Origin of the sequence: Enterobacter sp. CPE_E1241, from assembly GCF_045618265.1 — a bacterium.
Lineage (GTDB): Bacteria > Pseudomonadota > Gammaproteobacteria > Enterobacterales > Enterobacteriaceae > Enterobacter > Enterobacter adelaidei.
On record NZ_JBIWYV010000001.1, the window covers coordinates 2,625,357 to 2,646,766 of the forward strand.

The following is a 21,410-nucleotide window of genomic DNA, read 5'->3' on the forward strand; positions in this document are numbered from 1 at the left end:
GCGATCTGCTAGAGCCTGTGATTCGTTTTCATACCCCGGATGCGCAAGGGAGAACAGAAAGCCTACTACTCTTTATCAAGTATCGGCGCCAGATTTAACGCTGCTGTAAAACGTGCTGGCATTCGCCGCCGGAATCCGTACCATACGCGGCATACTTTTGCCTGCTGGCTTTTATCTGTCAGCGCTAACCGTCTTTCATAGCCAGCCAGATGGGGCATGAAAACGCGCAAATGGTTTATGAAGTCTACGGTGCGTGGATTGAAGAAATGAATGGCGAACAGGTGCTGATGCTTAACGATAATCTCGCACGCTGAAAAATTTTTGCCCCTATTGGCTCCGAAGGTAGTAATACATGCAAGAAAATCAAGCAAATACAAAGAAAGAGCAATACAACCTGAACAAACTGCAAAAGCGACTGCGCCGTAACGTGGGCGAGGCCATTGCAGACTTCAACATGATTGAAGACGGTGACCGTATTATGGTTTGCCTGTCAGGGGGTAAAGACAGCTACACCATGCTGGAGATCCTGCGTAATCTTCAGCAAAGCGCGCCTGTGAAGTTTTCCCTGGTGGCGGTCAACCTTGACCAGAAACAGCCGGGCTTCCCGGAGCACATTCTGCCGGAATATCTGGAGAAGCTGGGCGTTGAGTACAAAATCGTTGAAGAAAACACCTACGGTATTGTGAAAGAGAAGATCCCGGAAGGGAAAACCACCTGCTCTCTCTGCTCCCGTCTGCGCCGCGGCATTCTGTATCGCACCGCAACGGAACTGGGCGCAACCAAAATTGCGCTGGGCCATCACCGCGACGATATCCTGCAGACACTGTTCCTGAACATGTTCTACGGCGGCAAGATGAAAGGCATGCCACCAAAACTGATGAGCGATGACGGCAAGCACATTGTCATCCGCCCTCTTGCCTACTGCCGCGAGAAGGATATTGAGCGTTTCTCTCAGGCCAAAGAATTCCCGATTATTCCATGTAACCTCTGTGGCTCTCAGCCTAACCTGCAGCGCCAGGTGATTGGCGACATGCTGCGTGACTGGGACAAACGTTATCCGGGTCGCATCGAAACCATGTTCAGCGCGATGCAGAACGTTGTGCCGTCCCACCTTGCGGATGTTGAGCTGTTCGACTTCAAAGGTATCAACCACGAATCAGACGTGGTGAATGGCGGCGATCTGGCGTTTGATCGGGAAGAGATCCCTATGCAGCCTGCTGGCTGGCAGCCAGAAGAAGATGACAATCAGTTCGAAGAACTGCGTCTGAACGTACTCGAAGTGAAATAAAATGATAGCGTCTCAGAAAGAGATTCTGAGACGCTATATCCTTTACTTCAGTAGACGAACGCGGCAGGTTTTCCCTTTAATTTTCCCGTTTTGCAGCTGCTTCCAGGCCTTATGCGCAACCGCCTGGCGAACCGCCACATAAACATGTGACGGATGCACCGCAATCTTACCGATATCCGCCCCATCCAGACCCACATCTCCTGTCAGCGCACCTAATACATCGCCTGGACGCATTTTGGCTTTTTTACCGCCATCAATGCACAGCGTCGCCATTTCAGCCTCCAGCGGCACGAGGCTGACACCGGCTGGTGGGGTCATCCAGTTCAGCTTAATCTGCAGCATTTCTGAGAGAATATTGGCGCGTTGCGCCTCTTCCGGCGCACAGAAGCTTATCGCAAGGCCGCTGTTTCCTGCTCGCGCCGTACGGCCGATACGATGGACGTGGACTTCAGGATCCCACGCCAGCTCATAGTTCACCACCAGCTCAAGCGATTTGATATCCAGACCACGCGCCGCCACGTCGGTCGCAACCAGTACACGGGCGCTGCCGTTGGCAAAACGGACCAGCGTCTGATCGCGATCGCGCTGCTCCAGATCGCCATGCAGCGACAATGCACTCTGCCCCACCGCATTTAGCGCATCGCATACTGACTGGCAGTCTTTTTTGGTATTACAGAACACCACGCAGGATGCAGGCTGATGCTGGCTCAGCAATTTCTGCAGTAGCGGGATTTTTCCCTGCTGCGAAGTTTCAAAGAACTGCTGTTCAATGGCTGGCAGGGCGTCAACACTGTCGATTTCAATGGTAAGCGGATTTTTCTGCACGCGGCCGCTGATGGCGGCGATGGCTTCCGGCCATGTGGCAGAGAACAACAGCGTCTGGCGATCGGACGGTGCAAAACGGATCACCTCGTCAATCGCATCGCTGAAGCCCATATCCAGCATCCGATCGGCTTCATCCATCACCAGCGTTTGTAACGCATCCAGCGAAACGGTGCCTTTTTGCAGGTGGTCCAGCAGGCGACCTGGCGTCGCGACAATAATGTGCGGCGCATGCTGGAGCGAATCACGCTGTGCACCGAAAGGCTGTCCGCCGCAGAGGGTTAAAATTTTGGTGTTTGGCAGGAAACGCGCAAGGCGACGCAGTTCACCCGCGACCTGGTCTGCCAGTTCACGGGTGGGACATAACACCAGAGACTGGGTCTTAAACAGCGCGGCATCAATATGTTGCAACAGGCCAAGACCGAATGCCGCTGTTTTCCCACTGCCCGTTTTCGCCTGTACGCGTACATCACGGCCCTCAAGAATAGCGGGCAGTGCCGCCGCCTGAACCGGCGTCATCGTGAGGTAACCCAACTCGTTGAGGTTGTCGAGTTGGGCGGCGGGCAGAACATTCAGGGTAGAAAAAGCAGTCACAATAATCTCTCGTGGTCATCTTCGCAGTCAGATGGCGCGTATCCTCGCAGATCTCGCGGTTTGATGCGACATTTTAATCGGTTCTTCATCTGGCGGCGGGTCGGGCATCGGCTGAGGACGCGGGATGGGATCGGGCATCGGTACGGGATCGTTGGGGGTTGGGCCGGTCGGAATGGACTGTAACAATGGCATGCTCATAATTCCCTCCAGGTTTAGGCGTACTCTTCTTAGGGTAGACGCTGGGAAACAGGAGGCAAAAAAAAGCCGACTATGAAGTCGGCGTCGTACGAATCAATTGTGCTATGCAGTAATTCAAAAAAGGAAGTAAGACAATATGGAGCGCAACGCCCATCGCTTGACGTTGCATTCACCTGCGGGAGTAATATTGCACCTTACGGGGTAGATGTTTATTGACTTCGCTCAATTAAAAGAGCGTTTTGAACCGCGTAAAACGTGAAAAAAACGTAAATTTACAGCCATTTACTGCGATGTAACCACCATGCAACACCACCAATCACAACAACTAACATGACGCAAAAAGCGGTAAAGCCGTAGCGATAGGCATTCCCCGGAATTCCCCCCAGGTTCACACCAAACAAGCCGGTCAGAAACGTGCTGGGCAAAAATACCATCGCCATCAGGGACATTGTATAGGTTCTTCTCGCCAGGGATTCCTGCATCACCTGGGCGATTTCGTCTGCCATCACTGCCGTTCTGGCGATACAGGAATCAATTTCGTCCAGCCCGCGGCCCAGCCGGTCGGCGATATCCTGCATTCTGCGTCGCTGATCGTCATTCATCCAGGTCAGTCTTTCGCTTGCCAGACGGGCATATACGTCACGCTGCGGCGTCATATAGCGACGCATAACGATCAACTGCTTACGCAATAACGCCAGAAATCCACGCGGTGGGATCTGCTGATCGAGCAAGTTATCTTCCAGGTCGATGATTTTATCGTGCAGTTCTTCGATAAACTCGCTCGCATGATCGGTAAGGGCGTCGCAGACGTCCACCAGCCAACTGCCACAGTCGATCGGCCCGGTACCTTCTTTCAGATCGTTAACAATGTCATCCAGCGCCAGGACTTTACGCTGCCGGGTGGAAACAATCAGACCATCATCCATATAGACGCGCATCGCAACCAGCTGATCGGGACGTTCATCCGTGCTGCCATTAATGCAGCGCAGGGTAATCAACGTTCCGTCTCCCATTCTGCTCACGCGAGGTCGCAGACTTTCTCCCGCCAGCGCATCGCGCACATTGTTAGGCAGGAGCGGCGTCGAAGCCAGCCAGTTAGCGCTGTCCGGGTGGGTGTAGTTCAGGTGTAGCCAGCAAGGATGCTCGTTATCAATGACATCGCTATCCTCCAGCGGTCGGGCACCGCCGCGCCCATCCAGCACCCACGCAAAAACTGCGTCAGGAACGTTAAGTTCAGATCCTTTAATGCTCTCCACTGCGCCTCCACCTTTTAAGCTCTTTCGATGTCAGTCTAGCTTTCATCAGGGGTTAAGCAACAACTATATGCGGCATCGCGCTGAAATCGCTCAGGAATTGAACGTATTGCAACAGGTTCCTCTAGACAGTCGCAGGCAAATCATTAGAGTTAAAGAAATGCTGCTAGATTGATCTAAAAATATGCTGGGGTAAGTGCGTGACCATAAAAAAGAACTGCGTCGCATTCGATTTGCGCCTGACAGAAATGCGCGCAATCGCGATAAAAACCAGCATGACCTGGTTCCTGTGGGTGAACATATTGTTTTCGCTGTTCATCCTGGGGAGACGTTATTTTGCTCCAATTGGGGTGTTAACACCTTCCCTTCATCCAGCAGGATTGATGGAAGGCATGATGGTTATCATTCTTACCCTCTCAGCAGGCGTTCTCTTTATACTGCGAATGGCACCGCTGCAAAACGCCCCCTGGCTCAGAAGCCTGGCCAGAGGCGTTGTTGTCGGATTAAGCCTCTGCTGGGCGACGTGCTTTTACGTATTAATCACCAGTGAAGATATTCGGATCATCTTCCCGTTCGCTGCACTCCTACTGTTTGCGTCGCTCATTTCCCTCTATTTCGACCCCAGAGTGCTATTAAGTTTTATCATCCCTGTGTGGGTGACCATTCTGGTTACCACACTGTTTCACCCCACTCAGCTCACCGTCCTGAGCGCGCTGCAATGGGTCTTACTGGCAGGCTTAATTGAATCCGGGAGACGGATCCTTAACCGCTGGTTTATTCTTGCGCTGCAACGTGAACAAGAAAACGCCGATCTTATTCATCAGCTAGGTCTGCTCGCCAGCAAAGATCCGTTGACCGGGTTAGCCAACCGTCGAAGCTTTGAAGAGCGTATGGATCAGGAAATTGCCAGCCATCAGCAGGATGGGAAAGGATTTGGATTGATTATGCTGGATGTCGATCATTTTAAACTCTACAACGACCATTACGGGCATCAACAAGGGGATCGCTGTCTAATCATGATTGCGGGTGTACTTGAATCTGCGAGCCGTGAAAACGAAGGCATTGTAGGCCGGGTGGGTGGCGAGGAGTTTATGGTCTTACTCCCCGAGGCCGATGTCAGCACGGTGCGATCAACTGCGGAACGCATTTCCCGCATGCTGGAAAGCCAGGCATTCGCTCACGCCCTCTCCCCAGTCAATCCTCACGTAACGGTGAGCCAGGGGCTGACGCTCTGGACACACGGGCAATCGCCCCAATCGGTCATTGGCTGTGCGGATAAAGCCCTGTATATGGCGAAGCTGCAGGGACGTAATCGCTGGGTAGAAGCATAAAAAAGCCCGGCGTACCAGGCTTTTTTGTTCCGTCACAGGGAGTGACCGGGTCGCGGGTGGAACGACAAATTGCCCGCATGTGATGAGGACGTGATGTCTGCCTCATCGCTATTATTAAGCCGGAAGTTACGTGTGCGCGTCTGCAGTTCGATCACCTGATTACGCAACACATCAGATGAACCATTGAGTTCCTCAGCCATCGCAACATTGCTTTGTGTGACCCGTTCAAGCTCGGACAACGCCAGAGTGATCTGAGAAATGCCTTTCTCCTGCTCTGATGTGGACGTGGAAATCTCGTCCATCAACCGGCTAACTTTTCCCGACCCCGCCACGATCTCATGCATATTCTTTTCTGCCTGAGACACAACGGTGACACCCTGAGTGACGTTAGTGCTGGTGACTTCAATCAGCGCTTTGATATTTTTCGCGGCCTCCGCGCTGCGGTGTGCGAGGTTTCTTACCTCTTCCGCAACCACCGAGAAGCCTTTTCCATGATCTCCCGCCCTCGCCGCCTCGACGGCCGCATTAAGCGCCAGAATATTCGTCTGGAACGCAATACCATCGATGAGCGAGATGATTTCTGTCATCTGCTGTGCGCATTCGGTAATGGATTGCATATTAGTCGCGACCTGCCCCATCAGCTCTCCTCCCTTGCGAGCCTGTAACGTCGCCACATTCGCCTGTTCGCTCGCCAGCCGGGTGTTATCGGCATTGTTTTTAGTGCTCGCGGCCATCTGTTCCATGCTGGCCGCAGTTTGCACCAGAGATGCAGACTGTTGCTCCGTTTTCACCGAGAGCTGCGCACTTCGGGAAGAGAGTTGATCCGATAACGTCATGGCGGTTTGCGACGATGCCCTGATCTCCCGGACAAGCGTGGCAATGTTGCTGGAAAGGCTATTAATCCCCGGGATTAATCTGCCTGCACAGTTATTACCAAACTCAGGAATATATACGCCAAGATTGCCTGCGGTCACTTCTTCAATACTTTTTTTCACAGTATTGATCGGTGTCACAAGATACTTTGTCATGTAGCCCCAAAGTAAAAATAGCGCAACGAAATTTAATAAATTAAGTGAAACGAAAAGCGAGACATTGCTGGAAAATAGAACAACGACACCTGCATTAACCAAAAAAAGACAAAAAAGAAACCAGACAATGAAGGTTCTGACACTAATATTTCTTAGCATGATTATACCCACGTTTTATATTTTGGTCGGCATTTAGACTTATAGCATCGGCTCTGAACTTTGTCCTCACAAACACCGTCTGTTTTTTGTTTTACCGTTAGCTGCCTGAGATTTAGCTTAAGTCAGTTAAAAAGAGTGTATTAGTAAAAATGTTCTGCGTGGCATGCTGCGATACTGGTCTCCTGCCACGTTAAGCGATACCATCCCCTGCGGTGAGAGGTTGTTTTTAGCCTCATATTTAAGGAGCTTTGCTATAGTTATTCCTGTTTGTTTAGCAATGCTAAATAGATTAATAAATGGAATATATTTTATATTCCTTACTATTTTTAGAGTTTTAATATGACTGGCCATTTTTCACGATAAATAACTAATATTGTTTAATGCGCATGTTCGTTGCCAGATAGAGATGTGCCCGGCAGGCGAAATCGGTAACCCTCTCAGGAGTGGGATTGCATAATGCTCAATATATCGTGGGACCCTGTACTCATCGCCATCTCTTATCTGGTGGCTTTTATCGCCTCCTTTGTCGCTCTGGACAGTGCCGGGAAAATCCCCCTTTCCAGTCGCAAGGCGGCAATGTTCTGGCGCATTGCCGGAGGCGTCACGCTGGGCATCGGGATTTGGTCAATGCACTTCATCGGCATGCTGTCGATGCAAATGCCAATGATGATGAGCTACGACCTTTGGTTAACACTTGCGTCTCTTGGTGCGGCAGTTGTTGCGTCGTCCGTGGCCATTAATATTGCCGTCACCGGCAAAAAACTTTCTCCCTTTCGACTGTTCTTCGCCACGGTGATCCTGAGTGCGGGCGTGGTGTCTATGCACTACATCGGTATGGCCGCATTGATGCTGGACGGCAGCATCGTCTGGGATCGGCGTATTGTGGGTTTATCTGTGCTGATTGCCGTTGTTGCTTCCGGCGTTGCCCTGTGGCTGGCTTTCCGGCTGCGCGATATTCACAAAGGGGTTTTTGTCAGTCGCATTCTTGCAGCCTTTATTATGGGCGCCGCCATCTGTGCGATGCACTATACCGGTATGAGTGCCGCGCATTTTCATGAAATGTCACATACCCTCCCCGGTGGGATCAGCGAGCTGGGATTGTCTATCTGGGTTTCGGTCACTACGCTCACCCTGCTCGGCGTAATGCTTATTATCTCGCTTGTAGATTCTCACTGGCGCACCAATCGCCTGACTGAAAATCTTCGACAACTCAACCGCCAGTTAGAGCTACAGGCTCGCTTTGATGCACTCACTGGGCTCGCCAACCGCCACCAGATGGATATTCGCATGCAGGATTGTCTGCGCAGCGCGTTGCTCAGCAACAAGCAATTTGCCGTGATTTTCCTGAATGTCGATCACTTCAAACGGGTCAACGATACCTGGGGTCACAATGTCGGTGATGAGTTGTTAATCACGCTTGCACAACGCATCACGGCCCGACTCACGCGTGAGATGACCCTGGCCAGACTAGGAGGGGATGCCTTTATCTTACTGGTTCCAGAATGCGACGACGACAAACTCAATGCTCTGCTCGCTACGTTACTCGGGGATATGCGTCGTCCTCTTTCAATCTGTGGACACACGTTAAGTACAACCGTCAGCGCGGGGGTTAGCCTCTACCCACAGGATGGAGAAACGTTGCATGAACTTAAACTGAAGGCGGATGCGGCTTTACATCACGTTAAAGAGGATGGCCGTAATGGCTGGGCTATTTACCGGACTGAAATGTCGACGGCGGTTCCGGCTAAACCTGGCTTTTTGCAGGAACTCACCCAGGCACTTGAACGCGATCAGTTTGAACTTTGGTACCAACCAACCTGGCATGCCGAAGAGAAAACGATTCACGGTTTTGAAGCGCTTCTCCGCTGGCGCCATCCTGAGCAAGGGGTGTTGCTGCCTAATCTGTTCTTACCCTCGCTGGAACAAACAGGTTTAATTATTCCGGTTGGCAACTGGGCAATTGAAGCAGCATGCCGACAGCTTCATTTCTGGACTGAACAAGGTTTTAGCCAGTGGACGTTGTCATTCAACTTATCCCCTGTTCAGTTCGAACAGCCAGACATCTTCTATATCGTATCGTCGATGCTGGAAAAATATAACCTGTCTCCTTCCCGGCTGATCCTTGAGGTGACTGAGAGTACCGCGCTTAAAAATCTCGACCGCAGTATCGAGTTACTCAATGCGTTTACTCAAGCGGGGATCACCGTCTCGATTGATGATTTCGGGACTGGCTATTCAAACCTGCTGATGTTGAGCGTTCTTCCGGCAAAAGAGCTCAAAATTGATAAAAGTTTTGTGATGTCGATGCTGGAAAATGAAAAAAGCCGCAAGCTGGTGGAAACCATTATCAACATTGCGCGGACCATGGAGATGAATGTGGTTGCAGAAGGGATCGAAACAGAAGAGCAGCAAGCGGTACTGACCAGCCTCGGCTGCGATTATCTGCAGGGGTTCCTTTTTTCCCGTCCTTTACCTGCCGAACAGGTGCCGTGGCTGCTGTTGCAGAAGAACTCAGACAAACAAATTATACCAATTGGTAAAATTCATTCAGAACACGTATTTATTTCACAAAAAAATCATGCCTGACGAGTTTAAGTAGAGTATGTTTCAAAAGAGTACACACGAGTCAATCCGATCATGATTGTCAGGCACAATGTGCCGATGAACAGGAAATACCTATGTCGCAAAATGGTTTTGATGCGCTGAATGTAATTAAAACACCCGTGTGGCTTATTTCAGCTGTTTCGGAACAGATCATTTTTGCAAATGTGGCCGCAGCTCAGGTAATGGGTGACAAAACACTGAATGATTTACGCAAAGGAATTTATTCCGCGAGTGCGCAAACTGTGCTGTCGATGTACGTTTCTGAACTCAAAACGGAGCAGGAGATCGTCGAAATCTGGACCATTAAGCGGGATGGACAAGATGCTCCACTGAGCTGTCGACTCTCGCTGGCCCACTACGCACCCTATGGTGATGTGATTGTTTTCGAAGGGATCTCTTCGCAAATCGTCTCCGGGCTGAAAGCCAGCCGTTCTGCAACCTACCGGCGCAAAAAACAGGGGTTTTACGCACGCTTTTTCCTGACCAACAGCGCACCGATGCTGTTAATCGATCCTGCCCGCGATGGCCAAATCGTCGATGCAAACCTGGCTGCACTCAATTTTTATGGTTATTCACATGATGAAATGTGCAGTAAACATACCTGGGAAATAAATACTCTTGGAAGAGATGTTATACCCATTATGACCGAAATTGCCGCACTGCCCGGTGGTCATAAACCTCTCAACTTTGTTCACCGTCTTGCCGATGGTTCCACTCGTCATGTTCAGACGTATGCCGGGCCTCTTGAGATTTACGGTGACAAGCTCATGCTGTGCATCATCCACGATATCACCGAGCAAAAAAGGCTGGAGCAAGAGCTGGAACACGCTGCCTCGCGTGACGCCATGACGGGTCTGCTCAATCGTCGGCAGTTTTACACCCTTATCGATCAAACCAGCCAGAATCAACTTCCCGCGCAACAGCAATTTAGCCTGCTGCTAGTGGATACCGATCATTTTAAAAACATTAACGATCTCTTTGGTCATCTTAAAGGTGATGAAGTACTTATCGCGCTCTCCCGAACGCTGGAAGCCTGTGGCCGGAAAGATGATCTGGTGTTCCGCTGGGGTGGTGAAGAGTTCGTCATCCTGCTGCCGCGTACATCCCTCGAAACCGCTTTGCTGATTGCCGAATCGATCCGCTCTGCTGTTTCCCGCATCACTATCCCGGGCTTACCTCGGTTTACCGTCAGCATTGGCGTGGCGCGACATACCCCGGGTGAGAGTATTGATGACCTGTTTAAGCGTGTGGACGATGCGCTTTATCGCGCCAAAAATGATGGACGCAACAAGGTCCTTGCAGCGTGAAACTGGAGTATCCAGGAAAGCCCCGTTACAATGCCCACCTCGTATAAACCGAATAGCGGTGGGTAACGTCTTCAATGAGTAAAACAGAAATAATACTCACCTTAATTATTTTGAGCCTTATTATATTGGGTTTTTGGTTTATTTTTAGCGGTGAAATCTGGTACCTGGTAGAATTTCTGGAAAACAGCCTCTACCCCACTTTCGATACGCCATAACACACGTTTAATTTATTGTTTCACCTACCGAATTTGTCAGCTACCTGAATCCCTTAACGCCACGTAAAATACGCGGCGTTATCATCCAGTAACGTTGATAACGAATCACTAAATCATTTGCTTATGTTGCCCGTTCTCTGACGGGCTTTTTTTATTTCCGGCATTTCAGCCATACCAGGCTATATCTTAATCATCTTTATTCACAGAGGTGAGGAATGATGAGCAAGAAGATCCTGATGCTGGTTGGCGATTACGCCGAAGATTACGAAACGATGGTGCCCTTTCAGGCTTTACAGATGATTGGTCACCAGGTTGATGCTGTCTGCCCCGATAAATCAAAGGGCGATTATGTCATGACGGCGATCCATGATTTTGACGGTGCCCAGACCTATAGCGAGAAACCCGGTCACCGTTTTACGCTCAATGCCGACTTTTCCGCAGTAAAAGAGCAGGACTACGACGCACTGCTTATCCCCGGCGGGAGAGCCCCCGAATATCTGCGGTTAAATGATGACGTGCTGAAGCTGGTACAGGCATTCGACGCCGCGCGTAAACCGATTGCCGCCGTGTGTCACGGCCCGCAATTGCTTGCTGCCGCAGGCATTCTGAAAGGACGTACCTGTAGCGCCTACCCGGCCTGTGCCCCTGAAGTCCGTCTCAGCGGCGGACACTACGCGAATATTGGCATCGATCAGGCACATGTGGACGGCAATCTGGTTACTGCTCCCGCCTGGCCTGCACATCCCCAGTGGCTGGCAAAATTTAATGCATTGTTAGAATAGTGCGGTAAGTAAAAACTGGCGCAGCTTAGCGCCAGTTTCGCTTAGGTGATGGCTATACGTCAGTGCTTCTCAATATACATCGTACGGCTATACGCCACGTCTTCCGGGTTATTGATAGGATACCCTTTCACCCAGGGCTTAATCAGGCGACCATTGGTGTACTGGTAAATTGGCGCAATGGGGGCTTTCTCCATGAGGATTTTCTCCGCCATGTTGTAGTCCGCATTACGCGCTTTCGCCGTTGTTTCCAGCGTCGCCTGGTGAACAATTTTATCGTAAGCCGGATCGTTAAAACGCGAAATATTGCCGGTATGAGTTGACGTCAGCAGCGACAGGAACGTCGAGGGTTCGTTGTAATCACCGACCCATGAGGCGCGGATTACGTCAAAATTGCCGGTGTTGCGGCTATCAATGTAGGTTTTCCACTCCTGGTTTTGCAGTTTGACATCCACACCAAGATTTTTCTTCCACATGGACGCCACCGCAATGGCGATTTTCTGGTGGTTTTCGGATGTGTTATACAGCAGGTTCAATTTCAGCGGGCGCTGAGGACCGTAACCCGCAGCCTGCAGCAAGGTTTTTGCCTGAGCATTCAGCTCCTGCTGTGACATCTGCTCAAACGGTGAAGACTCCGGGGTAAAGCCCGCCGTCACGTCTGGGGTAAAATGCCAGGCTGGCTTCTCACCGGTCCCTAATACCTTTTCCGCCATAATGCGACGATCGATGGTCATACTCAGTGCCAGACGAACGCGGGCATCCGCTGTCGGACCTTTTTGCGTGTTAAACGCGTAATAATAGGTACCCAGTTGAGGAGGAGTATAAACTTGCCCCGGTATATCCTTCAGGAGTTTCTGATACATGTTTTTCGGGAACGATTCGGTAATATCAATATCTCCCGCCAGATAGCGTTTGGTGGCAGACGACTCCTGATTGATTGGAATGAACGTCACTTTTTGCAGGACAGTTTTTGCATTGTCCCAGTAATGCGTATTTGGAACGACAACCAGTTTTTCATTCACCACGCGGTCATTAAGAACGTATGCGCCATTTCCAACCAGAGCTCCTGGACGCGTCCATTCCTTACCACTTTCAACGTTGGCTTTTTGCACCGGGTAGAACGCAAAGCTAGCCGTCAGGTTGCTAAACCACGGCAGCGGCTTATCCAGCTGAACGCGTAACGTTCTGTCGTCGACAGCCGCCACACCCAGGGTGTCTGGTGCCGCTTTACCGTCAATAATGGCCTGGGCGTTGTTGATACCTGCCAGTGCGGCAAACCAGGCAAACGGAGAGGTGGTTTTCGGGTCGACCAGACGCTGCCAGCTGTAGACAAAATCCTGCGCGGTGACGGGCGTTCCGTCAGACCATTTCGCGTTATCGCGCAGGGTGAACGTCCAGATACGGTTATCGTTACTCTGCCAGCGCGTCGCTACCCCCGGAGTTAATTCCCCTTTCTCATTCTGATTAACCAGTCCTTCGAAGAGATCGCGAATCACCTGAATCTCTGGCAACCCCACCGCTTTTGCCGGATCGAGCGAGGCAGGCTCATCTTTAATATGTCTGACCAGCTCCTGTTGTTGCGCCAGTACCGTGCCCTGTGGCACATCAGCAGCGTACGAGAGTGTTGAGAGTCCGCACAGACATAGTGCAGCACAAAGACGCGAGACAGGATGCTTCATACGATCCCCTTTAATGAATTCAGATAACAAGCAGATGCGTAATTATTTGTTTCGAAAAAGAGAAATGCAAATACCTTCGCCCGGAAAAGTGATTTGCGACAATTCTCAACCGATAAGGAAACTATTTGATTAACAGCGAATTTTGCACAACACTGCCTGTAGAGACTTCTTTATCAGGATTTCGTATGGCAATCACCCGACCAAGAGCGGAACGAGGCGCCTTTCCGCCGGGCGCTGAGCAATATGGCCGCTCATTTTTAGGCGCATCGCTGATCTGGTTCCCTGCCCCCGATGCCGATCGCAATAGCGGTCTGGTCATTGCCGGCACGCATGGCGATGAAAATTCCTCTATCGTCACGCTCTCATGTGCACTGAGAACACTGACGCCCAAACTACGGCGCCATCACGTCATTCTGGCGGTGAATCCGGATGGATGTCAGCTTGGATTACGCGCGAATGCGAGAGGAGTCGACTTAAACCGTAATTTCCCGGCAGCAAACTGGCATGCCGGGGAAACGGTTTATCGCTGGAACAGCGCCGCTGAAGAGCGGGATGTGGTCCTGCTGACGGGAGACACCCCGGGTTCGGAGCCGGAAACACAAGCGTTGTGCCAGCTTATCCATAAGATCCACCCCGCCTGGATTGTCTCCTTCCACGATCCGCTGGCCTGCATTGAAGATCCACGGCACACCGAACTGGGCGCATGGCTGGCAGAGGCTTTCGCCCTGCCGCTGGTTACCAGCGTTGGCTATGAAACGCCCGGCTCATTCGGAAGCTGGTGCGCCGATTTGAGCTTACCGTGTATCACCGCTGAATTCCCGGCAATCTCATCCGATGAAGCCAGCGAAAAATACTTAAAAGCGATGGTGGAACTTCTGCGCTGGCAGCCTCAAAGATGAAGCACGCCGCTGGTAAAATTAAGCGCCGGTGAAACGTCAACCGCCAACCATGTCGGGCCATCCAGGTCAGCAAAACTGGCCTGATTGACCAGCGGGAGCGCCGCATTGATCGCCCGGGATGTACAAAGCATGCATCCCAGCATCACGGAAAAACCCTCCGACCGGGCCTGAGCCGCCAGGGCCAGCGCTTCCGTTAGCCCACCGGTTTTGTCGAGCTTAATGTTGATCATCTCATAGCTGCCCTGTAGCCCGCTCAGACTCTCGCGGGTATGACAGCTTTCATCCGCGCACACAGGCAACGGATGGATAAAATTCTTCAGCGCCGCATCATCCTTTGCGGGTAGAGGTTGTTCCAGCATCGCCACGCCCAGGTCAGCCAGCAGCTGACATCGCGCGGCAAGCCCTTCGGGATGCCATGATTCGTTGGCGTCAACAATCAGTGTGGCCGACGGCACTGCCGCGCGAATGGCAACCATTCTTTCGCTAATCAGACGATCGTCGAGCTTCACCTTTAACAGGGTGGCCCCTGCATCAAAAAGCGCTTTTGCGCTGGCAGCCATCTGTTCCGGCTCACCAATAACAACGGTTTGCGCCGTAACGACCGATTGCGGCAAGGTCACCCCCAGCAACGATGTCAGGGATTTTTGCTCTTTAGCAGCTTCAAGATTCCAGAGCGCGCAATCAATAGCGTTACGTGCCGCTCCTGCAGGTAAACGCTGCTGTAATGCTTCGCGCGAGAGCCCTTTTTGCAGATCGGGTACCAGAGTCATGATAGCCGCCATCACTGACGCAGCACTTTCTCCATAGCGTGGGTATGGCGTGCATTCTCCCGTACCTTTAAACCCCTCTTCTTCAATTTCAACCACCACCACACCGGCCTCACTTCGGCTGCCGCGGGAGATGACAAATGGGCTATGCAATGGCCAGGCTTCTTCATAGACTTTAACGCTTCTCATCACTGACTCCTTGCGGCCCGGAAAGGCGAAAAATTTGGTTTGCCGTGTTATCCGCTGATGGCATACACTAGCCCCGACGTTAACTATATGTAAACAGGAAGATATCTATGTCACAACTCGTTCATTTCCAGGGCAACCCGGTTGCTGTTGCAGGTTCCATTCCGCAGGCTGGCAGCAAAGCTCAGGCTTTTACTCTGGTGGCTAAAGATCTGTCTGACGTCACACTGGCTCAGTTTACGGGTAAACGCAAAGTGCTGAACATTTTCCCAAGCATTGATACCGGTGTTTGTGCTGCATCCGTACGTAAGTTCAACCAGCTGGCGACTGAAATGGACAACACGGTTGTGCTGTGCATTTCCGCTGACCTGCCGTTTGCCCAGTCTCGTTTCTGCGGTGCCGAAGGCCTGAGCAACGTTATCACCCTCTCCACTCTGCGCAGCCAGGATTTCCTGGAAAAATACGGCGTCAGCATCGCGGAAGGCCCGCTGAAAGGCCTGGCAGCACGCGCTGTACTGGTTATTGATGAAAATGACAATGTCGTATTCAGCGAACTGGTTAACGAAATCACCACCGAACCAGATTACACTGCTGCGCTGGACGTGCTGAAAGCATAATAATTGCTTAGCAATCTATACAGTACTTTCTAAACCTCGCGATGGCGGGGTTTTTTATTTCCTCAAAGCTGAATCGTTCAAGCTATTATTGCCATAATTCACATTAATTATGCAAAACCATTCGCAATATTTAACAATATAGCGATCTATATCCCATAACCATTCCCAAAAATTCATATTTTCATGCCTGGTGAAGCACATCACATTTCCATTTTTGTTAAACCTTTAGATTTTCTTACGAAATCAAATAATCGTTTCAGCAAAAAGGAATGAAAATGAAAATCAAACTGGCGTTTACGATACTCGCAGTACTGATCTCTGGCCAAGTTGCGGCTAAAACCTGGGTGCTGACAAGTGCTGAAAGCAGCGTGGAGAAAGGGAACTGGAAGATTTCCAGCGGTGAGCTGAACGTTAAAGATCAAACGTTCAGCATTGAGCAAAAAGTCTTACACGGGGGTAAACAGGAAGGCAGTAAAGTCATCATCATCAGCAGTAAAAATGGACTGATAATTGCGTTAAGCCCGACTCGTGGCATGGATCTCCTGCATGTCGAAGGGTTTGGTACCAAACTCGGGTGGAATTCCCCAGTTAAAGAGGTCGTGAACCCGGCCTATATTAATCTGGAAAGTCGAAACGGACTCGGCTGGCTGGAAGGTTTCAATGAGATGATGGTGCGATGTGGCTATGAGTGGACAGGCCATCCGGTCACCGCTGATGGACAAATCTATACCCTTCACGGTAAGGCGGGTAATACGCCTGCCTCGCAGGTGGAAGTGGAAGTTGCTGATGCTGCCCCACATGAGATTCGCATTCGCGGTTTAATCAAAGAGAGTACGTTCAAGAAAGCCGATCTGCAGACCATGACCGAACTGCGTTACGTTCCTGGAAGCAACCAGTTCAGCCTGCATGATGTTCTGACTAACCATGCTGATTACCCTCATGATTATCAAATCATCTATCACAGTAACTTTGGAACACCGATCCTCGAAGAAGGCGCGCGATTCCTTGCCCCGGCGGTAAGCGTGAGCCCATTCAATGATTACGCCAAAGCCGGTGTTAACGACTGGCAGACTTATGCAGGGCCAACAAAAGGCTTTGATGAGATGGTCTTTAATATCAAACCGCTCGCGGATAATAACCACGAAACGCTTGCAGCAGTGATCAATAAAGCCGGTGATAAAGGTGCGTCAATTCAGTTTGATACTCGCCAGTTGCCCGTGCTGACTCTCTGGAAAAACACCGACACGCTGAAACAGGGTTATGTCACAGGTATTGAGCCAGGCACCAGCTACGCGTACCCCGTCACCATCGAACGCGAGCAGAAACGCGTTAAGCAGTTGCAGCCTGGCGCCAGCACGCAGTTTGATTTGACCTATACCCTGCTTCACAACCCGCAACAGGTGAAAGATGTGGAAAACAGAATTGCGTCGATTCAGGGAGACACCAAAACAGAAATCGTAACCACGCCTCTTGCGAAGGAATAAGCGAAAAAAAAAAGCCTCTTTACAGAGGCTTTTTGTTATTCGTCGCCCTTCTTATGATTTAAACCATACTCACGCAGCTTATTCGCTATCGCGGTATGCGAGACACCAAGGCGTTTCGCCAGCTTGCGGGTGCTTGGATAGCTGCGATAAAGCTGTGTCAGCACTGAACGCTCGAAACGGCTAGTGATCTCATCCAGTGAACCTTCCATCGCCTCTTCACCGACGGATACTGACCCGGCGTCGTAATCTGGCAACAAGATATCCTGCGGACGTAATTCATATCCTTCCAGCTGCGTCAGAGCCCGGTAAACGGCGTTTTTGAGCTGACGAATATTGCCCGGCCAGCCATAGCGCATTAATACCGTGCCGAGATCGGCAGACAGCTTAGGACGGGGAACCCCCTGCTCGTCGGCAAAGCGAGCCACGAACAGTTCCGTTAATGGCATGATATCCTGCGGACAATCGCGCAGCGGTGGAATGATGAGTGTCAGGACGTTGAGGCGATAATAGAGATCCTCGCGGAAGATCCCCTTTTGCACCAGTTCCACCAAGTTTTTCTGGGTGGCGCAAATGACGCGCACGTCCACATGCACTTCGTGATCCTCACCGACGCGGCGGAACGTTCCGTCGTTCAGGAAACGCAGCAGCTTAGCCTGCATGCGCGGCGACATTTCGCCGATCTCGTCCAGCAGCACCGAACCACCGTTCGCCTGTTCGAAGAACCCTTTTTTGCCTTCTGGGGCGTGACCGAATAACTCGCTTTCGACGGCATCTTCAGGGATGGAGGCGCAGTTAAGCGCCAGATACGGTTTTGCAGCACGCGGGCTCGCCAGGTGTACGGCGTGAGCGAGCAGGTCTTTCCCGGTGCCGGTATCGCCGGTAATCAGCAGCGGCGCAGTCAAACTCGCGAGCTTACGGGCCTGGTCAATCACATGACGCATTTTCGGGCTGACGGCAATAATCTGGCTGAATGCCCCTACATCCTGACTGGAGAGGTTTTGCAACTGACGTCCCATACGTAACGTTGATCGCAGCATGATCACCGCACCAGTTAACACGCGGGTATTGCTTTCCCCTTTCAGATAGACCGGCGTGATCTCCATCAGGAAATTCTGTCCGTTGATAACAACGTGCTCGCTATGTGTGTTCTGGGGGTTGCTGTCCAGCCAGCGCTGGAAGTTAAAACCGGGAATCAACTGCGCGGCGTTGTGGTTGCTGAGCTTGTCCTGGCTCTGCGCAAAAAGCTGACAGCTGGCGTGGTTAACGCGTTCTACTTTGCTTTTCAAATCCAGAGAGAGGAAAGGCTCTGGCATCGCTTCCAGCAGCGCGCTCAGCGCCAGATGCTCACGCTCAGAGGGCATCCACGGGATAGTACGTACATCCGTAACGCCAGCGATACGGCGGATTTCGGCCATCAGGCTACTGAAGGTATTAAATTCAATTTCGGCAAAATTGAGGTAAATCTTCCCGACAGGGTCGATCTCAATGCCACGTAAATCAATGCTACGTAAAACAAGAAGATCGAGTAATTCGCGGGTCAGACCGAGACGGTCTTCACAGAAGACTTCAAGACGCATGGGAAATTCACCGTTTTAAGCCAATAACAGTAAAATGATATGTCAGAACACGGTGATCCGGAAGATGGCTGTCAACAAATATTGACAGCCAGCACGATTAGTGAACAAAACCTCACGGGGCAGGTTTTTTATTGAGCGTTTCTTTGAGCTGACCGATCAACTCGCGCCTGAAATCCCCCAGCCGCGGCTTGTCGTCATCAATCCAGGGAAGCGGACGACAGACTTCCATCGCTTTAATACCTAAACGCGCCGTCAATAAACCCGCCCCAATACCCTGAGCAGCACGGGCTGAGAGCCTGGCCGCCAGATCCTGTGACATCCAGTCCATTCCCACTTCGCGCACCAGCTCACTCGCACCGGCAAAGGCGATATTGAGCAAAACCAGTTTAAACAGTCTGAGCCGGCTGTAATAACCCAACTCGATGCCGTAAAGATTCGCGATACGGTTAATCAGGCGCAAGTTACGCCAGGCGATAAATGCCATATCGACCAGCGCCAGCGGGCTGACGGCAATCATCAACGTGGATTCCGCCGCAGAGCGGCTAATCTCGCGCCGCGCCTGGGCGTCCAGCACCGGCTGGACCATATGAGAATATAGCGTGACCACTTCACGGTCATTCTGGGTTTCATGGATGGCGGCATACCAGCGCTGAAGTGCCGGATGCGATTGATCAATTCCTGCCTGACTGGCGAGCTTTTCACAAAATGCGCGACCTTTTCCGGTAGCGTGACTGTGGAGCAGATCCCGCGCTTCATCGCGCTCATGCGCGCGCTGCCGCAGACGCCAGAGGCGACGCCACTCCGTTACAACCGAGCCAATACCCGCCCCCACAATCAGAGCACCCGCAGCACACCCGCCGAGCGCAACCCAGTCCTGGGTTTGCCAGGCATTCATCGTCCATTGTACGCCCTGCCCAACCACACTTACTCCAAACAGCGCCAGACCGGCGGTGACCATCTTGCGCCACAGGCTGCGTTTCGGGCGTAAAGCAGCCTCAACGACAGCTTCCGCCTGGCCTTCCTCTACATCAGGCTCCTCCGTCAGCGCCGGGGCAAAGTTTTCAGCCTGCGCACCACTGAACGTTTGTGCCGTTTTAAACGCTTCCTGATTCTTTTGCTCAAGCGTTCCGGTAAAGTCTATGCGTGGTTTTAACGGTTCCGTCATCGCAATTTATCTCCAATCAAAAACTCCAGTGCCGCATCCAGACGAATGTGCGGTAACGGTTGATCGACGCTCATGGCCTGGGGTCGGAAGGCTTCAAACTGGAAGCCCTGGCTCAGCCAGAACGCCTGGCCTGGAAGCCGCGCGGGCACTTCACCCGGATAAACGGTAAGTGGCTCGCCGTCGCTGAGACGGTTCCCGCGCAATGCCGGTATTTTTTCGCCGTTAAGGTCTATCAGCCCACTTTGCGTCGCCTGCACGGACGCCAGCCCAAGGCAATCCATGCTGATCCCTTCGAAAGCGGCATTTTGCCAGGCATCCTGGACCAGTTGTTGCAGCAGCGACACCATATTGGCGTGTTGATCGACCGTAACATGATCGGCTTTGGTGGCCGCAAACAGCAGCTTGTCGATCACCGGCGAGAACAGGCGGCGAAATAACGTCCGCTGACCATAGTGAAAACTCTGCATCAGCTGTGTCAGCGCGAGGCGCATATCGTTGAAAGCCTGTGGCCCGCTGTTAAGCGGCTGAAGACAATCCACCAGCACTATCTGACGATCAAAACGTAAAAAGTGGTTTTTGTAGAAACCTTTGACCACCTTTTCACAGTAGTAATTGTAACGCTCGCGCAGCATCCCGGCATTCGTGTGCTTGTCGGCCTGAGCCAGTTTTGACTCTCCGGTGCCATCCACGTCCGGCCACGGGAAGAACTGCAGCGCGGGCGCTCCGGCTAAATCGCCCGGCAGGACAAAACGCCCCGGCTGGATAAAATGCAGGCCTTCCTGTTTGCACTGATGCAGATACGCCGTCCAGGCTTCCGCGATAGCCGCCAGACGGTTTTCATCAGCAGGCGCGAGCGGATCTAAGCCTTCGCACAATTGCCGCCATTTTGCTGACCACTCCGCGCGGTGACCCTGTAACAAACTCGTCATCTGACGGGACCAGCTAAGATAATCCTGCGCCAGCATGGGTAAATCGAGCAGCCATTCGCCAGGATAATCGACGATTTCAAGATACAGTGTTGAGGTATCTTTGAAGTGGCGCATCAGGGATTCATTGGAACGAAAGCGTAACGCAAGACGAATTTCACTTACCCCTCGGGTTGGCGTCGGCCACGTGGGTGGGTCGCCATAAAGCTGTGCCAGCCCTTCATCATACGTAAATCGTGGAATGCCAAAATCGCGCTGAGGTACGCGCTTAACGCCCAGCAGACGCTCTTCCCGCACGGCGCTAAGCAAAGGCAAGCGTGCCCCGGCGTGCAGGTTAAGAAGCTGATTCACCATCGCGGTGATAAATGCCGTCTTACCACTGCGGCTCAAACCTGTCACCGCCAGACGCAAATGACGGTCAACACCGCGGTTCACCAGTGAATTGAATTCGTTCTTAAGTCGCTTCATCGCCGTCCTTTTTGCCTGAAGGATTATCTCTTTTTAAAAATATGACATGGGGGCTACATGAAAG

18 protein-coding genes and 1 pseudogene are annotated in these 21,410 nt (G+C 51.7%); 10 read left to right on the top strand and 9 right to left on the bottom strand.

The window, feature by feature from the left end:
- Positions 1-21: 21 nt before the first annotated feature.
- Both ACJ9Y9_RS12855 and ttcA read left to right on the top strand, forming a co-directional pair.
- Positions 22-314: pseudogene (locus ACJ9Y9_RS12855) on the top strand (tyrosine-type recombinase/integrase); the annotation flags it as partial.
- A 38-nt stretch (positions 315-352) separates the two neighbouring features.
- The gene (ttcA, locus tag ACJ9Y9_RS12860; RefSeq protein WP_028018842.1) at positions 353-1,288 is read left to right on the top strand and encodes a tRNA 2-thiocytidine(32) synthetase TtcA; all 936 of its coding nucleotides are present in this window, start codon (positions 353-355) and stop codon (positions 1,286-1,288) included.
- A 42-nt stretch (positions 1,289-1,330) separates the two neighbouring features.
- Here ttcA and dbpA read toward each other — a convergent pair whose 3' ends face one another.
- The 3 genes from dbpA to zntB all read right to left on the bottom strand — a co-directional run bounded on the left by dbpA (position 1,331) and on the right by zntB (position 4,158).
- On the bottom strand, positions 1,331-2,704 hold the full coding sequence (gene dbpA / locus ACJ9Y9_RS12865) for an ATP-dependent RNA helicase DbpA (RefSeq protein WP_028018841.1): 1,374 nt from the start codon (positions 2,702-2,704) through the stop codon (positions 1,331-1,333).
- Positions 2,705-2,731: 27 nt separating this feature from the next.
- Complete coding sequence (locus ACJ9Y9_RS12870) at positions 2,732-2,896, bottom strand: hypothetical protein (protein ID WP_257278716.1); 165 nt, start codon at positions 2,894-2,896, stop codon at positions 2,732-2,734.
- Positions 2,897-3,174: 278 nt separating this feature from the next.
- Entirely contained in the window at positions 3,175-4,158 is a 984-nt protein-coding gene (gene zntB, locus ACJ9Y9_RS12875) for a zinc transporter ZntB (RefSeq protein WP_028018840.1), read from the bottom strand.
- Positions 4,159-4,355: 197 nt separating this feature from the next.
- Here zntB and ACJ9Y9_RS12880 point away from each other — a divergent pair, with 197 nt between their 5' ends.
- Complete coding sequence (locus ACJ9Y9_RS12880; RefSeq protein ID WP_028018839.1) at positions 4,356-5,486, top strand: GGDEF domain-containing protein; 1,131 nt, start codon at positions 4,356-4,358, stop codon at positions 5,484-5,486.
- A 32-nt stretch (positions 5,487-5,518) separates the two neighbouring features.
- Here ACJ9Y9_RS12880 and ACJ9Y9_RS12885 read toward each other — a convergent pair whose 3' ends face one another.
- Positions 5,519-6,673 (bottom strand): methyl-accepting chemotaxis protein, encoded by a 1,155-nt coding sequence (locus ACJ9Y9_RS12885; RefSeq protein WP_032666968.1) that lies wholly within the window; start codon positions 6,671-6,673, stop codon positions 5,519-5,521.
- Between the two features lie 456 nt (positions 6,674-7,129).
- Here ACJ9Y9_RS12885 and ACJ9Y9_RS12890 point away from each other — a divergent pair, with 456 nt between their 5' ends.
- From ACJ9Y9_RS12890 to ACJ9Y9_RS12905, 4 genes are all read left to right on the top strand, one after another.
- Positions 7,130-9,259: a bifunctional diguanylate cyclase/phosphodiesterase gene (locus ACJ9Y9_RS12890; protein WP_028018837.1), complete on the top strand. Its 2,130-nt coding sequence runs from the start codon at positions 7,130-7,132 to the stop codon at positions 9,257-9,259.
- A gap of 92 nt (positions 9,260-9,351) precedes the next feature.
- Positions 9,352-10,584 (top strand): sensor domain-containing diguanylate cyclase, encoded by a 1,233-nt coding sequence (locus ACJ9Y9_RS12895; RefSeq protein WP_028018836.1) that lies wholly within the window; start codon positions 9,352-9,354, stop codon positions 10,582-10,584.
- Positions 10,585-10,658: 74 nt separating this feature from the next.
- Positions 10,659-10,799 (top strand): Ecr family regulatory small membrane protein, encoded by a 141-nt coding sequence (locus ACJ9Y9_RS12900; RefSeq protein ID WP_032666966.1) that lies wholly within the window; start codon positions 10,659-10,661, stop codon positions 10,797-10,799.
- A 218-nt stretch (positions 10,800-11,017) separates the two neighbouring features.
- Positions 11,018-11,581 carry a DJ-1/PfpI family protein gene (locus ACJ9Y9_RS12905; protein ID WP_028018835.1) on the top strand — a complete coding sequence of 188 codons (564 nt, stop codon included), beginning with the start codon at positions 11,018-11,020 and terminating at the stop codon, positions 11,579-11,581.
- Positions 11,582-11,640: 59 nt separating this feature from the next.
- Here the strand turns inward: ACJ9Y9_RS12905 and ACJ9Y9_RS12910 are convergent, their stop codons facing one another.
- Entirely contained in the window at positions 11,641-13,257 is a 1,617-nt protein-coding gene (locus ACJ9Y9_RS12910) for an ABC transporter substrate-binding protein (protein ID WP_028018834.1), read from the bottom strand.
- Positions 13,258-13,442: 185 nt separating this feature from the next.
- On the opposite strand from ACJ9Y9_RS12910, the gene mpaA reads away from it, so the two are divergent.
- On the top strand, positions 13,443-14,156 hold the full coding sequence (gene mpaA, locus ACJ9Y9_RS12915) for a murein tripeptide amidase MpaA (RefSeq protein ID WP_028018833.1): 714 nt from the start codon (positions 13,443-13,445) through the stop codon (positions 14,154-14,156).
- On the opposite strand, the gene ycjG is transcribed toward mpaA, so the two are convergent.
- Positions 14,147-15,112, bottom strand: coding sequence for an L-Ala-D/L-Glu epimerase (gene ycjG, locus ACJ9Y9_RS12920; RefSeq protein ID WP_028018832.1), 966 nt, complete (start codon positions 15,110-15,112; stop codon positions 14,147-14,149). The two genes, mpaA and ycjG, sit on opposite strands and share 10 nt — an antisense overlap.
- A gap of 107 nt (positions 15,113-15,219) precedes the next feature.
- Between ycjG and tpx the strand changes: the two genes are divergently transcribed.
- Positions 15,220-15,726: a thiol peroxidase gene (gene tpx / locus ACJ9Y9_RS12925; protein ID WP_028018831.1), complete on the top strand. Its 507-nt coding sequence runs from the start codon at positions 15,220-15,222 to the stop codon at positions 15,724-15,726.
- A gap of 275 nt (positions 15,727-16,001) precedes the next feature.
- On the top strand, positions 16,002-17,210 hold the full coding sequence (locus ACJ9Y9_RS12930; protein WP_028018830.1) for an aldose 1-epimerase family protein: 1,209 nt from the start codon (positions 16,002-16,004) through the stop codon (positions 17,208-17,210).
- Positions 17,211-17,245: 35 nt separating this feature from the next.
- Here ACJ9Y9_RS12930 and tyrR read toward each other — a convergent pair whose 3' ends face one another.
- From tyrR to ACJ9Y9_RS12945, 3 genes are all read right to left on the bottom strand, one after another.
- Positions 17,246-18,787, bottom strand: a complete 1,542-nt coding sequence (tyrR, locus tag ACJ9Y9_RS12935) for a transcriptional regulator TyrR (protein WP_028018829.1) — start codon at positions 18,785-18,787, stop codon at positions 17,246-17,248.
- A gap of 112 nt (positions 18,788-18,899) precedes the next feature.
- Positions 18,900-19,952, bottom strand: coding sequence for a YcjF family protein (locus ACJ9Y9_RS12940; protein ID WP_028018828.1), 1,053 nt, complete (start codon positions 19,950-19,952; stop codon positions 18,900-18,902).
- Positions 19,949-21,346: a YcjX family protein gene (locus ACJ9Y9_RS12945; RefSeq protein ID WP_407226173.1), complete on the bottom strand. Its 1,398-nt coding sequence runs from the start codon at positions 21,344-21,346 to the stop codon at positions 19,949-19,951. The genes ACJ9Y9_RS12940 and ACJ9Y9_RS12945 overlap by 4 nt, the downstream gene beginning before the upstream one ends.
- Positions 21,347-21,410 lie beyond the last annotated feature (64 nt).

Coding starts and splice junctions, on each gene's coding strand:
- ACJ9Y9_RS12910 (WP_028018834.1), bottom strand. CDS start 13,257: ATGAAGCATCCTGTCTCGCGTCTTTGTGCTGCACTATGTCTGTGCGGA.
- ACJ9Y9_RS12945 (WP_407226173.1), bottom strand. CDS start 21,346: ATGAAGCGACTTAAGAACGAATTCAATTCACTGGTGAACCGCGGTGTT.
- tyrR (WP_028018829.1), bottom strand. CDS start 18,787: ATGCGTCTTGAAGTCTTCTGTGAAGACCGTCTCGGTCTGACCCGCGAA.
- mpaA (WP_028018833.1), top strand. CDS start 13,443: ATGGCAATCACCCGACCAAGAGCGGAACGAGGCGCCTTTCCGCCGGGC.
- ACJ9Y9_RS12885 (WP_032666968.1), bottom strand. CDS start 6,673: ATGCTAAGAAATATTAGTGTCAGAACCTTCATTGTCTGGTTTCTTTTT.
- ACJ9Y9_RS12870 (WP_257278716.1), bottom strand. CDS start 2,896: ATGCCATTGTTACAGTCCATTCCGACCGGCCCAACCCCCAACGATCCC.
- tpx (WP_028018831.1), top strand. CDS start 15,220: ATGTCACAACTCGTTCATTTCCAGGGCAACCCGGTTGCTGTTGCAGGT.
- ACJ9Y9_RS12905 (WP_028018835.1), top strand. CDS start 11,018: ATGAGCAAGAAGATCCTGATGCTGGTTGGCGATTACGCCGAAGATTAC.
- ACJ9Y9_RS12900 (WP_032666966.1), top strand. CDS start 10,659: ATGAGTAAAACAGAAATAATACTCACCTTAATTATTTTGAGCCTTATT.
- ttcA (WP_028018842.1), top strand. CDS start 353: ATGCAAGAAAATCAAGCAAATACAAAGAAAGAGCAATACAACCTGAAC.
- ycjG (WP_028018832.1), bottom strand. CDS start 15,112: ATGAGAAGCGTTAAAGTCTATGAAGAAGCCTGGCCATTGCATAGCCCA.
- ACJ9Y9_RS12890 (WP_028018837.1), top strand. CDS start 7,130: ATGCTCAATATATCGTGGGACCCTGTACTCATCGCCATCTCTTATCTG.
- ACJ9Y9_RS12930 (WP_028018830.1), top strand. CDS start 16,002: ATGAAAATCAAACTGGCGTTTACGATACTCGCAGTACTGATCTCTGGC.
- ACJ9Y9_RS12940 (WP_028018828.1), bottom strand. CDS start 19,952: ATGACGGAACCGTTAAAACCACGCATAGACTTTACCGGAACGCTTGAG.
- ACJ9Y9_RS12895 (WP_028018836.1), top strand. CDS start 9,352: ATGTCGCAAAATGGTTTTGATGCGCTGAATGTAATTAAAACACCCGTG.